Source organism: Shewanella sp. SM69 (assembly GCF_025653985.1).
In the GTDB taxonomy this organism is placed as follows: domain Bacteria; phylum Pseudomonadota; class Gammaproteobacteria; order Enterobacterales; family Shewanellaceae; genus Shewanella; species Shewanella oncorhynchi.
Genome location: NZ_JAKKRV010000005.1, coordinates 62,472 through 76,087 on the forward strand (window position 1 = coordinate 62,472; position 13,616 = coordinate 76,087).

A 13,616-nucleotide genomic window follows, 5' to 3' on the forward strand; every position below is an offset into this window, starting at 1 on the left:
TTGATAGGTTATGTTGAAACAAAAAAACTGCGCTTATAGCGCAGTTTTTTATTGGGATAATGTTGTCACATTAAGATTTTTTAGGCGTTTTTTTACGTGAAACTTTGGACTCTTCACCTTTAAGTAGCCGTTGGATATTGTCTTTATGACGAATAATGATAAGCGTCGATAGCATGGCAACGGGAATGGTAAATCTGTCGTCTAACCACCAAGTATAAAGTGGTGCAAGTAAGGCCGTCAGAATGGCTGCAAGGGACGAGTAGCGGCTAATTAAGAGGAGGACAATCCAAGATGCCATTAAGCAAATGGCTAAATCATCGCCAATGGGAGCCATAGCACCAAAAGCCGTTGCGACACCTTTCCCCCCCTTAAATCCAAAAAATATGGGATAAATATGCCCAAGGCAGGCGGCGATAGCGATAAGTCCGAGTGAGACTGCATCTATGCCCATCAGATAGGCTAAATAAGATGGTAGGGCGCCTTTGAGCATGTCAAAAAACAACACCATGGCAGCCGAACTCGCGCCGCCAATTCGCAGTACATTGGTGGCTCCCGGATTACCTGAACCCTGTAATCTTGGATCGGGTAAACCCCTCATTCTACAAACCAGCACAGCACTCGAGATTGAACCTGCCAAATAGGCGGCCAAAATCATCAAAAGTGTCAGTGTTAATGGACTCACATTGGTTTCCTTACGCGTCTTAAGGTATTATCGCGCAACAATTTAAAAAGCTGACTCAGTTGTCAATCCCGCTATAGGTTTGTGGAATAACTCGCCCATTTGAGGTTGAGATATTTTCTGAATGAGCAAATCCTTTTAGGGCGTTATCCTACTGTGGATTGGCTCGAGTAGAAAGCAAATTAGTTATCTGTCAGAAGATTGCGGATTATACAGCTAGGATCGCTTTTAGCTTATCAGACCTCATAGTAGTAAGTTAGTTGGAGAAAGCATGGATAAAGTACTTATACGGCAATTACGCGTTGATACTGTGATTGGTGTCTATGAGTGGGAAAAGACAATCCATCAGAGCCTGTTGCTAGATTTAGATATGGCGTGGGATAACAAACCTGCCGCCGCGACAGACGATTATCAATATGCGCTTTGCTATGAGACAGTTTCCAATCGATTAACAGAACTTATTACTGAGCATCCAATCGAGTTAATCGAAACGGTTGCCGAGCGTGTAGCGGATTGCTTACTTCAAGAATTTAACGTGACTTGGGTGAAAGTTGTCGTGATGAAGCCGGGGGCAGTAGCCACTGCCGCATCGGTTGGCGTTGAGATAGAGCGCTCACGTTAGATAAGAGTTTGATCAACTCGACTGTTGATTAAGAAATCATGTTTATCTTCAGATAAATCGGACATTGCATGGCACGTATTTATATCAGTCTAGGTAGCAATATCGAGCCTGAACAGCATCTGCAAGCAGGATTAACATCGCTGCGAGCGTGTTTTGGGCCGCTGCGCCTCTCATCCATGTATGAAAGTGAAGCGGTAGGTTTTAGTGGCACTAACTTTTTGAATATGGTTGCTAGTGCTGAAACTGACCTTAATATTGCTGCGGTAGTTGCGCAGTTTAAGCAAATCGAGCAGAATCACGGCCGGCTTGTCGGGGCGAAGAAATTTAGCCCAAGAACTTTAGATTTAGACCTGCTGCTTTATGACCATGTGGTATGTGAAACGCCCGTTACGCTCCCCCGTGCAGAGATAGTTAATAATGCCTTTGTGTTATGGCCATTAGCCGAGTTAGCGCCGGAATTGATTCATCCGTTGGTTGATAAAAGCTATGCCAGTTTGTGGCAAGAGTATGATAAAGAGTCACAGCGACTTTGGCCTGTGATGTTTGAATGGCCCCAAGGGCTGACGTTTTAATTTATTGATAGGATTGTCATGGATACGTTTCAGGTCATTATTTTAGCGCTTATTCAAGGGCTAACTGAGTTTTTACCTATTTCTAGTTCTGCCCACTTAATTCTGCCTGCTCAGCTTTTAGGCTGGGAAGATCAAGGTTTGTCATTCGACGTGGCGGTGAATACTGGGTCGTTATTTGCTGTGGTGATTTATTTTAGACACGAGTTATGGGCTATGTTTAATGCTTGGGTTGCAAGCATTTTTAAAGGTCAGCAATCCGAAGACAGCAAGCTGGCATGGTGGATTATTCTGGCGACGTTACCCGCTGTATTTTTTGGTTTTATGGCTAAGGATTTTATTGCAACTCACCTACGTAATACAGAGGTTATCGCGGTCACGACAGTCGTTTTTGGTTTATTGCTGTGGTGGGCTGATAAGATGTCGCGCCGCGATTTAACAATCTATCAGACTGGATGGCGCAAAGCCTTGTTAATTGGTTTCGCCCAGGCGCTTGCTTTAATCCCTGGAACTTCACGTTCTGGTGCCACTATGACCGCGGCGCTAATGCTAGGTTTGAGTCGAGATGCTGCGGCTCGCTTTTCATTCTTAATGTCAGTGCCTGTGAGCTTAGGCGCGGCAATTTTAGTGGGTAAAGATTTGGCGGAAAGCGAGCTGCCAATTGATTATCAAGCATTGATCTTAGGCACTTTAATTTCCTTTGTTGCAGCTTATGCATGTATTCATTATTTCTTGAAAATCATCAGCCGCATGGGAATGACCCCGTTTGTTATTTACCGTTTGGCACTGGGTGCTGTGCTGTGTGGATTTATTTTTTTGTAGTCATTCCAGCTTAGTCATCATAGTGAAATTATGAATAATAGAATCGGGTCAAGTACCCGATTTTTGTTTTTGGAGCTTCCTCATTTTTCTGAAGCTTAACTTATTTTTGGAGCTTTATATGGGTCTCGAATATCAGTGTCCAACCTGCGGACTTGCGTTAAAACAACACAAAGCCTCACAAGGTTTTTATTGTGCAAATAAGCATCACTTTGATCGGAATGAGCAAGGGTATTGGGTTTTTACTAAACCACAACGCCAAAAGCCGACAGGGGATTCGCGCGAGCAAGTTAGGGCTAAGCGTTTTCTTCTCGAATCAGGCATCTTTTCGCCTTTAATCGATAAACTGGCTGAGTTAATCACGGGCTCTATCAAGCCTGACGCTTGTTTATTGGATTATGAATGCGCTGAGGGCTTCTATTTGCGTGCTTTAGCTTCCAAGTTGGCAGAGGTCGAAAATCCGCGAAACGTCCAGTACGTAGGTATAGCGGACGCAGAAAATGCTATTTTTGCTGCAGCAAAAGCGCAGACTCCTGGGATCTTGTGTTTAAGCTCTTCTAAAAAATTACCCTTCGCCGATAATTGTGTGGATTTTATTACTGTTATTGATAGGCCGTTAAAGGGAAAAGAGTCTGTCAGGGTATTGAAAGACGATGGGACCATGTTACTGGTTATGCCTGGGCCACGACATCTATGGCAACTCAGAGAATATATTTATTCCGACTTGGCTGAAAAAACTTTCCAAGTGAATTTACCTTCAGCATTATTGGTAAAAGAAACTCAGTCACTGCGCTTCACCTTATCTGTTACCGGTGAGCAGGCATTAACGTTATTGGATATGGCACCCTATGCGTGGCGTGCAACTGACAAGATGAAACACGATATTCAAGCTAATCATTTTGAGTCGCTAGAAATTGATTATGTATTAGTCTTAGCACATAAACGCGTGAGTGAATCGCTATAGGTTAAAACTTGCAGTCGATGCGGTTAATTTTAAGACAATTCATAGGCTTAGTTAGATGGTTTTTTGATGTTTTAAAAGGCTATATTACTCAAGTCTATGATTCTGTTTGACGTTTTTATGTTATTTTTATGTTGGATAGGCTGAAGGTGTTATTGTTTTTAACTTTAGGCCTATTTGTTCAGTGACAAATACAACCTTCTTATTGCCTTTGTTTCCCCATATAGCCTCGATTTTTTTATCTATAGCTGTGCTTTAAATTAATAGCTTTCATTTCCCATAAATACATTTTTTATGATAAATGAGGCTGATTGTTAGGGATGCTTAAAAACGTAAACGAGAAGTTTAGATTAATAACGCGACTTTATTTAAAAGAGGGATAGCACTCGTTTATACAGAAGTATGCCAAGGCTAACTTTTAGGGGGGAGGTAGGCGAATCGCCTTTAACATGCCTTTGGAAGTTTAAAATCAATTTAGCGATTTTGTATTGCCGCATTCGCTATTCTTTGCATGGCAATCTTGAATTGCAGGTATAAAAAAAGGCTTAGATTGATGTGCTTATCGCTTTCATCTTTCTTAAGCCTTTTGTCTTAACTTACTAAATAGTAAGCTAAATTACCTTTCATTACTTCTTGTAACGAGAAGCAACGTTGTCTAAACGGTCGTTTGCGCGTTTAGCTTCTGCTTGTGCGTCCATAGATGCTGCTTTTGCATCTTTAACGTCTGCAGACAGTTTGCTTTGCTCTGATTTCAGAGAACCAACATCAGCTGACAATTGATCAACTTTGTTGCCCAGAGTTGCAACGCTTTCTTCCAGAGCAGTAGTGTTCGCGCAACCACCTAGTAGGGCAGTCATTGCTAAACCAGCAATCATCAGTACTTTTTTGTTCATTGTAAAAAATCCCTTAAAATAGGTTGGATTTGAATGTTTCGTTACTTTGTAAGCGAAACTGCCTAATTATGACATAGCTATTTTAATTTGCTACGAATATTAATGTGTTTAACCACTATAGGCATATAAATTTTTTTTAAAAGCTTTTTTTCTATGTGATATCGACATTTCTAATCGTAAAAAGGGGCATTATTCACCATGCAGTGATGCACGACTTACAAATCCTTTACAAACTACTGGTTGTCCATCGGCAGTTTTGTTTGCATTTTTTGTTTAAACTGACTGACGGCTTCAACTCGATGTAAATTTAAGGCTTGTTTTATCTCTGCGCCTTGGAAACCAGTGGCTATGATGGCGGCAATATCGACATTATTGGCGACAGTGAAGCACTGAGTTAAATACTCTCCCTGAGGATATGGGATGTTTTCAAATCCTGTGCGGCCACGCATATCTGCGGTGCAAGCTAATATAAGTTGCGTTAAGCGCTCTGGTTTACGCCAAAAGTCAGCTTTATCGAATATTTTAACGATAGTTTCGGCTCTGAGCTCGAATGCCTGATGGATGTTCTGATGTTGGTCGCTGACGAGCAACGCCAGATCGCGTGCCTCATTCGGTACTCGTAAACGTGTACAGAGGGCTTTTATGAGTGGCAAGCCTTTCTGGCCGTGGCCGTGATGCTTTGGTAAATGCTCTTTTGGGCTCAGTGCTTTGCCCAAATCATGTACTAGGGCGGCAAACCGAACGCTTTTATCCTCAGTGAGCAGTGCGGCTTGAGCGAGCACCATTAAGGTATGCACGCCAGTATCTATTTCAGGATGCCATTTTTCAGGTTGAGGTATGCCAAATAAGGCGTGAATTTCAGGGAATAGGACTTCGAGTGCGCCACATTGGTGAAGTACCTCAAAAAAGACCTCTGGGTGAGGTCCGCCTAAACTTTTATCAACTTCTTGCCAAACTCGCTCCGCCGTTAAAGCGCTAAGCTCATCGCTTGCGCTAATTTGACGCATCAGTGCCAGGGTTTCTGCGGCAATTTGAAATCCTAAGGCATGAAACCTTGCGGCAAAGCGGGCGACGCGTAACACTCGCAGTGGATCTTCAACGAAAGCATCCGACACATGGCGTAACAGGCGCGCGTTAATATCCTCAATACCATTAAAAGGATCATATAAGTTGCCCTTTTCATCTTGGGCGATCGCATTGATGGTTAGATCTCGGCGCAACAAATCTTGCTCTAAAGTCACATCTGGGCTGGCGTGGCAGCTAAAACCACCATAACCCAGACCAATTTTTCGTTCGGTTCGGGCTAAAGCATATTCTTGTTGATTTTTGGGGTGTAGAAATACGGGGAAATCTTTACCCACTTGGCGGTAACCCTGTTGCAGCATTTGTTCTGGTGTTGCTCCAACGACGAGGTAATCTTTATCTTTAATGGGAAGATTGAGCAGGCTGTCACGTACAGCACCGCCGACGAGATATATTTTCACAGGCAAGATTCGGCTAATGTGTCATGAACATAGCTTATCACGCTCATTAAGATGATGGATAAAGTCGTTGCGAGATATTTGCGCACTTATCTGTCACATTGATGTTGCAGATATTTTGACAATAACATTGGGACGCTTTAACGTGGGGCGTTATTTTTAAATTAGGATGATTGGTGGTATGTACAAGGCCTTTTACGGACTCAGCGATAACCCTTTTTCAATTGCACCCAATCCCCATTATTTATTTCTGAGTGATAGGCACAGAGAGGCGTTAGCCCATTTAACCTATGGGTTAGGGGAAACGGGCGGCTTTGTGTTGTTAACAGGGGAAGTCGGTACGGGTAAAACAACAGTATCTCGTTGTTTGCTTGGGCAATTGCCCGACAATACCGATACTGCTTTTATCCTTAATCCGTCGTTAACTGAGCTTGAATTACTCGCAACGCTTTGTGATGAGCTTAAGATTTCCTACGGCGATAATCCTACACTCAAGCAATTGACTGATCACTTGAGCCGTTTTTTATTGGCGAATCACAGCAAAGGTCGTAATACCGTGCTCATTATCGATGAAGCACAGCATTTACGTCCTGAGGTGCTGGAGCAATTGCGTCTTCTGACCAATTTGGAGACGGACACTAAGAAGTTATTGCAGGTGATTTTAATCGGTCAGCCGGAATTGCAGCTGTTATTGAAGCGCCAAGAATTGCGTCAGTTAGCCCAGCGGATCACGGCTCGTTATCATTTATTGCCGCTCAATGAAGATGAAATCGCCCTCTATGTGCTGCATCGTTTGCAAGTGGCAGGGCGGTTTGAGCCTTTATTCACCCGTAAAGCCGTTAACGTTTTGCAGAAATACAGTGGCGGCATCCCTCGATTAATTAACCTTTTATGTGAACGTTCACTGATGGCAGGCTATGCACAATCGCGGGTGCCCATAGATCATCATATGGTGCGGCAAGCTGCGGCTGAAGTATTAGGTGAAGAAGAACCGACTCAAAATAGGTATTTGTGGCCGACAGCAACCGCTGCGGCGTTATGTGTTGCGTTTGGTGTGTCTTATTGGTTATTTACTGATAAGTCAGTCAATACGGTGCCAGCGTCCAATTTGGTTTCTGAGTCTGTGCCAACAAATGTGGCGTCATTAAATGCTCAAACCTTGGGCGGGGAAGACATCGCTGATAAGTCCGTAAAACCGACTAATCAACCAAGCGGTCAGACTTCCATTCCCGATCCCAATCAGCGTCTGTTAAACGAGGCGATTAATCAGAGTCGCAATATCGATACTGCTTTTGCAGGTTTGTTTAGCGTGTGGGGCAAAGTGCCCTATAAAGGCTTGACGGCTTGCCAATCGGCGGTTGAGCAAGGATTAGCTTGCTATCAACAGCAGGGTAACTGGATGTCACTGACTCGGCTTAATTATCCGGCTGTCGTGTATTTGGTTGATGACAAGCAACAAGATTTTTATGGTGCAGTGCTTGCGGTAGAGGGGGAACAATTACTGATGCAACTGGGTGAGCAGCAACTTTGGGTTGATAGAGCTTGGTTTAATCAACATTTCAGTGGCACCTTTGAAATATTATGGCAAGCACCTAATTTGCCTATGATGGATATCAGTCAAAAATCGAGTCCTGGTCAATTACAGTGGTTAGAGAATGCGTTAGCCCATGTGAATGGTCGTAGCCCCCGTCGGGTTAATCAATTTGATGTGCAATTGGAAAATGATCTTAAAACCTTCCAAAGTCAGCATGGATTAAAAGCCGATGGTATTGCAGGGAATCAAACATTAGTGAGATTAAATTTGTATTTAAGTCAGCAAGGCCCACGGTTAACTGATGATGGGGCGCGCAGCTGATGTCCATTTTACTCGATGCCGTAACCCGCAATAAACAACAGCAACAATCACCGTTACCTGATGCTGTGATGACGCCAAGGGCGAATTATCCACAGCCACGTAAATCGGGTGTGCCGATAGGAAAACTGTCTATATTAGTCGTTGCAGTTGCCGCAGGAATTGGTGTGGCTTGGGGATTAAGCGTTTGGGATAAAACTCGACCTCCCCAAAGTGATACTGTGGCAGTGGCTAACGTACTGCCATCAATTTCATCATTGCCCGCTTCGACTGCGATTAAAAATGAGCTTCAGTCTACGGTAGGAGCTGCCTCTGAGCTCCAAGTTGAGCCCAGTGCTGCTTCAGGTGTTCGGCTTGCTGGGAAAGTGGCGCTTCCTCGGACGCAGACTTTACCCGAGCTAACGGTATCGCCGCAATTTCAGGCTGAGACTGTAGTATCAAATGCGCCTCAAGTGAATGCTAGCGCGAATATAACGACCAATTCTGTTGGCATGCCGGCTCAAAGTGATAGCAATTCGGGTTTTAGTGATTCAAGCTACGCAGATTATATGTCGACGTCAGCCCAAGTCGATGCGGCAAGTCAGGAAGCGGTTGTGCCAGCAGAGACGCAAGCACAGCAGCCTATGATGTTAGGTGCTAATGCCAATGAGTCGGGTCTAGCGAGTCTTGAAGCCCTGCGTCAACAAGTCAGTGCCGCGGCGGAAGATGTCGGTTTAGAGACCAATAAAAGTCGCGATGAAGATAAGTTAGTGGCTTCCTTTCAAAATGCATTAAAGGATGTGGAATATGTTAATGCTGCAGAGACGAATGTCACTGAAGCTAAATTAGATCCTATCCCTAAAACTGCTGTGGATGAAATTCCGAAATATGGCCAATTACCTGCAGGTCTGCAATTGCAAGTGCCTGAATTTAATATCGTTGCTCATGTTTATTCCAGCGACCCTGCCCAGAGATGGCTGAATGTAGACGGTGCCGAGTTACAAGAAGGGGATATGATTGCTGGTAAGCTGAAAATCATCTCTATCCGTCCAAGGGACATAGTGTTAGATATTCAAGGAACCCAGTTTAAGGTGCCCGCAATCTAATCAGGTATTACGATAAGTCATGCTAGCGGTTATTTGTGGTAACAATAAATAAGTAGTTGATAAAAAAGGCGCACTAGGCGCCTTTTTTGATCTTAGTGAATCTCAACTTAATCAAACAGTCTGTTGGCTAAGAATAGGGTCAGTGCGTAACCGACGCTGTAGCAGAGGAAAAGTGCAGGAACATATTTCAAGTAGCTCACAAAAGTCAGTTCTTTCACTTTACTCATGGCTACAATACCTGATGCTGAACCGATAATCAGCAGTGAACCACCGACTCCGACGCTGTAAGTCAAGCCAAGCCATTCAGGAGTACTCAGTACTGGATTGGCTTTTAACAATGCCGCCGTTAGCGGTACGTTATCAATTAAGGCTGAGCCCATACCAGTGACGAAGTTAGAGATGTTTGGATTAAACTGAGTATAAGCTTCAGTCAACATGTCTAAGGTGCCAATTTCTTTAAGCATACCAACGAGCAGTAAAATACCTAAGAAGAACAACAGGGTGTCGTATTCAACTTGGCGAATATACTCTAGGATCTTGATTTCTTCTTTATCACTGCGCGTGGTATGGCCAATCAGGAACATAATTGATAGACCCGTTAAGAAGGTTAACACTGGCGGGATACCAAACAATATGTTGAGTAGCATGGTCATTAAAATGGTGCAGAAGAAGACGAGGGCAATCAATACATCAACGGTTTGATAAGTATGTTTGATTGGCGTCGTGCTCACAACACCTTCGGCTTTGAGTGAGAACAGAGTTGCCAGTAAAATCACGCTCACGGCCGATGGGATAAATAACATCAGCAGTTCAGACATATGCACATGTCCAGCTAAGAAGATCATCAGTGTCGTCACATCGCCAGTGATCAGGGCTACACCGCCTGAGTTCACCGCGAATATAATCAACACTGCCATTCTACGGCGCATTTGCTTGTCGAGTTTAAAGGTGGTTAATAAACCTAAAGACACTAAAGTCGCGGTGACGTTATCACAAAATGCTGAGAGCACGAGTGCAAATAGGGCGACTTGGATCATTAACATACGCACTGATACTTTCTGCGGAAACAGCTTTTGCACCATGATTTGGATCATACCCTTAGCATTCAAATATGCTACGAAGGTCATGGTCGACATCAGAAAGAGCCAAAGTGTGGCAATCTCGAGCAAATTTTCATTGAGCTGATGGGCAACGATTTTCTCATTAGCCGGTTCCCCTGCAGCCATAAACAGCGCTACCCAAGAGATACAACCAAAGAATAAGGTGGTTTTTGCTTTATTAAGGTGGGTCACTTCTTCGAAAATAATACTGAGCAATGCGAGCACGGCCAGTAAGATGAGAAAGGTATTTAACATAACTGCAATTCCAACTGCTGTTTTGATGTCGTAGGGCGACTTGAGTCAACCTAAAGATTGGGCATATCAAGGCTAAATTAAGCTAGCCGTGTTAGCGCGTGCGGATCAGAACATAATGGGCTAGAGAACGCAACTGTTAGCTGTAACTCAATTTAATGCTTCTTTGTGATGTCCATCTCATGCTTTTGGGTTGCTAATTAGTTTTATATATTGGTTATTGTGATTATTGCAGCGTTATTAACTGTATTGTTTGATTTGATTACCGCGTTAAAAGTGAGATCTACGATTAAAGTCTAAGCAGTTAGTTTGCATATTCTTCAATTAATTTTTATTCAGGTCGATATTCCTGAATTGTCATGCCTATGTAGGCAGGCATTTTTAATGCTTGTCTTTTGAATGAGTGCCACTCGGAAGTAGAGTGCTCTTAGCACTCAGTCCTGCGGAATTCTGCGTCTTGAGCTTGTTTGGGTATCAATACTGGATATTGTGTTTTGGAGTAGAGGAAAATGACATTTGTTATCTGGAGTCTTTTGCTTTTAGGCTCACTCGTTTGGTTAACGTATTGTGGTAAGCAACTTATTGCGCTGGGCGTGATGGGTTGGCCTTAGCACGTTATTGAGCATATCCACTTTACCTTACAATTCATGGTGGCTGGGATAATATTTAAATCGGCTTTAGGTTCTAAAAAGTCTGATCGTTATTAAAGCGACACAAAGCTAACTAAATCGAATAAAAGCAAAGGGACGCATTGGCGTCCCTTTGTTATTTTTAAACGGCTTAAATACTAAAGTTTAGGCTTAGCTTGCCGCTTTCATGCTAGCCAATACACGATCTGCCGCTTCTAAGGTTAAGCGCATCTCTTCTTCGCCATGGGCCATTGACAGGAAGCCAGCTTCATAGGCACTTGGCGCTAAGTAAACACCTTCATCTAGCATGCCGTGGTAGAAAATACGGAACTGTTCGATATTGCATTGGGTCACTTGATCGAAACGAGTGATCTTGGGTTGTTCCGTGAAGAAGAAACCGAACATACCACCAACATAGTTGATTGCCATTGGAATACCGTGCTTATCCGCAGCCGCTTTAAAGCCTTCTGCAATACGTTTGGTTTTCGCGCTCAGTGCTTCGTATAGACCTTCTTCACACAGGGCTTCCATTTGTGCCAGACCCGCTGACATTGCAATGGGGTTACCCGATAACGTACCCGCTTGGTAAACCGGACCCGTAGGGGCGATAAATTGCATCACATCTTTACGGCCACCGAAAGCCCCCACTGGCATACCGCCACCAATCACTTTACCTAGTGTGGTTAAGTCTGGTGTGACGCCGTAGTAACCTTGAGCGCCACTTAGTGATACGCGAAAACCTGTCATCACTTCATCGATAATCAACAGCGCGCCAAATTCATCACACATATCACGCAGGCCTTGAAGGAAACCTGGGACAGGTGGAATGCAGTTCATGTTGCCAGCAACTGGCTCTATGATGATGCAAGAAATCTCAGTTGGATACTGTTCGAACAGGGTTCTAACTGAATCTAAATCGTTATACACAGCGGTTAAGGTGTGCTTGGCAAAATCTTCAGGAATACCGGGTGAGCTAGGTTGACCTAACGTTAACGCGCCAGAACCGGCTTTCACTAACAGGCAATCTGCGTGGCCGTGGTAGCAGCCTTCAAATTTTAAGATCTTGTCACGATTGGTAAAACCGCGTGCTAAACGGATAGCACTCATAGTGGCTTCTGTACCTGAACTCACCATGCGTACTTGCTCGATAGAAGGCACCATAGAGATGACTTTTTCGGCCATTTGCACTTCAAGCTCAGTTGGCGCACCAAAAGATAAGCCATTTTCTACCGCTGCTAATACAGCTGCACGGATTTTAGGATGGTTGTGGCCGAGGATCATCGGGCCCCAAGAACCGACATAGTCGATATAAGCTTTACCATCGGCATCGTAAATATAAGCGCCGTTAGCTTTTTCAATAAACAGGGGCGAACCGCCTACACCATTAAATGCACGAACCGGAGAGTTAACGCCGCCGGGGATGGTTTTTTTAGCCTGTTCAAATAGCGCTTCGGAACGGGTCATGTTTAGTCCTTAAAGTCTGTAGCCAACTAGCGATCGGCTTTACGTGAATACCAATTAACCGGACACTCATATTTTTCGAGTTGATTATCAACGCCGAGTGTCAATGCAAACAAAGCCATGCGAATTAACAGCCCATTATCCGCCTGTCTGAAGATAGCAAGATTGGGATGGCTATTTAAATCATTATCTAACTCATTTGCTTGCGCACGTGAATCCCTTGGAAGCGGATGCATAATGACAGTGTTAGATTTGCAATGCTGAGTGTAAATACTGCGATTTAAGCGGAACTTGCCGCGATACTTATTTGCTTCTTCCTGTGAAGGGAAGCGTTCTTCTTGAATGCGAGTGAGATACAAAATATCTGCTTGATCTAAATGGCCTTCAAGTTGGTCGGTTATTTTGATGCTATGGCCAGCATTTTCAATGTCGGAGATCACATAATCAGGCATCGCTAATTCAGCGGGTGAAATCAGTGTGAAACTGATGTTCTTATACATGCAGAGTAAGCGCGACAGTGAATGCACAGTACGGCCAAATTTTAAGTCGCCGACCATAGCGATGTGCATGCCATCGATACCGCGGCCAGCACACTTGAGTTCTTTTTGGATAGTGTATAAGTCGAGCAAAGCTTGGGTCGGATGCTCGTTCGAACCATCGCCGCCGTTGATCACTGGGACGCGGCTGCCTTCAGCAAACTCTTTGACCGAGTAAGAGTCTGGATGGCGCATGGCAATGACATCAGAATAGGTGGATAACACCCGCGCCGTATCGTACAGGGATTCACCTTTAGATAAAGACGATGAAGCCATGCCTGTGGTTTCACGTACATGGCCGCCGAGCAAGTTAAAGGCACAACCAAAACTCACGCGGGTACGGGTACTCGGTTCGAAAAACAGGTTACCTAAAATGGCGCCATCGAGCACATTATTGCGCTTCTCTCGAAGTGCATAGGGCATCATGCGGCTAGCGACATTAAAAATAGTTTGGATTGAGTCAAGATCTAACTGGTTTACGGAGAGGATATGGGATCCTTCGAACTGATTCATCAGCCTGTTTTCCAATTTGCTAGGGGGCATTTTAAGCAGCGGTATCGCGCTTATCTGCCCTGATGTTATGTAGGGTGGCTGAGGCGCGATTGTAGCAGAAGCACTGGGGCAACGAAATAGCCACATTGCCACTGTGTTAGATTTTTGCGATGAAGCCCAAAGCT

The 13,616-nt window shown here is 44.1% G+C and carries 12 protein-coding genes; 6 read left to right on the forward strand and 6 right to left on the reverse strand.

The window, feature by feature from the left end; genetic code table 11:
* Window positions 1-70: 70 nt before the first annotated feature.
* Entirely contained in the window at window positions 71-682 is a 612-nt protein-coding gene (gene plsY, locus L5M37_RS08960; RefSeq protein WP_212599962.1) for a glycerol-3-phosphate 1-O-acyltransferase PlsY, read from the reverse strand.
* 268 nt (window positions 683-950) lie between these two features.
* Between plsY and folB the strand changes: the two genes are divergently transcribed.
* The 4 genes from folB to L5M37_RS08980 all read left to right on the forward strand — a co-directional run bounded on the left by folB (window position 951) and on the right by L5M37_RS08980 (window position 3,653).
* On the forward strand, window positions 951-1,301 hold the full coding sequence (folB, locus tag L5M37_RS08965; RefSeq protein WP_105249889.1) for a dihydroneopterin aldolase: 351 nt from the start codon (window positions 951-953) through the stop codon (window positions 1,299-1,301).
* Window positions 1,302-1,369: 68 nt separating this feature from the next.
* Window positions 1,370-1,873, forward strand: coding sequence for a 2-amino-4-hydroxy-6-hydroxymethyldihydropteridine diphosphokinase (gene folK / locus L5M37_RS08970; RefSeq protein ID WP_105249888.1), 504 nt, complete (start codon window positions 1,370-1,372; stop codon window positions 1,871-1,873).
* An 18-nt stretch (window positions 1,874-1,891) separates the two neighbouring features.
* On the forward strand, window positions 1,892-2,692 hold the full coding sequence (locus L5M37_RS08975) for an undecaprenyl-diphosphate phosphatase (protein ID WP_105249887.1): 801 nt from the start codon (window positions 1,892-1,894) through the stop codon (window positions 2,690-2,692).
* Between the two features lie 118 nt (window positions 2,693-2,810).
* Window positions 2,811-3,653: a putative RNA methyltransferase gene (locus tag L5M37_RS08980; protein WP_263200177.1), complete on the forward strand. Its 843-nt coding sequence runs from the start codon at window positions 2,811-2,813 to the stop codon at window positions 3,651-3,653.
* A gap of 623 nt (window positions 3,654-4,276) precedes the next feature.
* Here the strand turns inward: L5M37_RS08980 and L5M37_RS08985 are convergent.
* Together L5M37_RS08985 and L5M37_RS08990 are read right to left on the reverse strand one after the other, a co-directional pair.
* Window positions 4,277-4,543 (reverse strand): Lpp/OprI family alanine-zipper lipoprotein, encoded by a 267-nt coding sequence (locus L5M37_RS08985; RefSeq protein ID WP_006080732.1) that lies wholly within the window; start codon window positions 4,541-4,543, stop codon window positions 4,277-4,279.
* A gap of 233 nt (window positions 4,544-4,776) precedes the next feature.
* Window positions 4,777-6,027, reverse strand: coding sequence for a multifunctional CCA addition/repair protein (locus L5M37_RS08990; protein ID WP_263200178.1), 1,251 nt, complete (start codon window positions 6,025-6,027; stop codon window positions 4,777-4,779).
* 178 nt (window positions 6,028-6,205) lie between these two features.
* Between L5M37_RS08990 and L5M37_RS08995 the strand changes: the two genes are divergently transcribed.
* Together L5M37_RS08995 and L5M37_RS09000 are read left to right on the forward strand one after the other, a co-directional pair.
* The gene (locus L5M37_RS08995; RefSeq protein ID WP_263200179.1) at window positions 6,206-7,879 is read left to right on the forward strand and encodes an ExeA family protein; all 1,674 of its coding nucleotides are present in this window, start codon (window positions 6,206-6,208) and stop codon (window positions 7,877-7,879) included.
* Window positions 7,879-8,961 carry a general secretion pathway protein GspB gene (locus tag L5M37_RS09000; protein ID WP_131523057.1) on the forward strand — a complete coding sequence of 361 codons (1,083 nt, stop codon included), beginning with the start codon at window positions 7,879-7,881 and terminating at the stop codon, window positions 8,959-8,961. Before L5M37_RS08995 ends, L5M37_RS09000 begins: the two co-directional genes overlap by 1 nt.
* A gap of 107 nt (window positions 8,962-9,068) precedes the next feature.
* Here L5M37_RS09000 and nhaD read toward each other — a convergent pair whose 3' ends face one another.
* The 3 genes from nhaD to L5M37_RS09015 form a co-directional block, all read right to left on the reverse strand.
* Window positions 9,069-10,316 (reverse strand): sodium:proton antiporter NhaD, encoded by a 1,248-nt coding sequence (gene nhaD / locus L5M37_RS09005; RefSeq protein ID WP_028760859.1) that lies wholly within the window; start codon window positions 10,314-10,316, stop codon window positions 9,069-9,071.
* Window positions 10,317-11,113: 797 nt separating this feature from the next.
* Entirely contained in the window at window positions 11,114-12,406 is a 1,293-nt protein-coding gene (hemL, locus tag L5M37_RS09010) for a glutamate-1-semialdehyde 2,1-aminomutase (protein ID WP_263146046.1), read from the reverse strand.
* 26 nt (window positions 12,407-12,432) lie between these two features.
* Window positions 12,433-13,452, reverse strand: coding sequence for an aspartate carbamoyltransferase (locus L5M37_RS09015; protein WP_105249881.1), 1,020 nt, complete (start codon window positions 13,450-13,452; stop codon window positions 12,433-12,435).
* Between the last annotated feature and the right edge of the window lie 164 nt (window positions 13,453-13,616).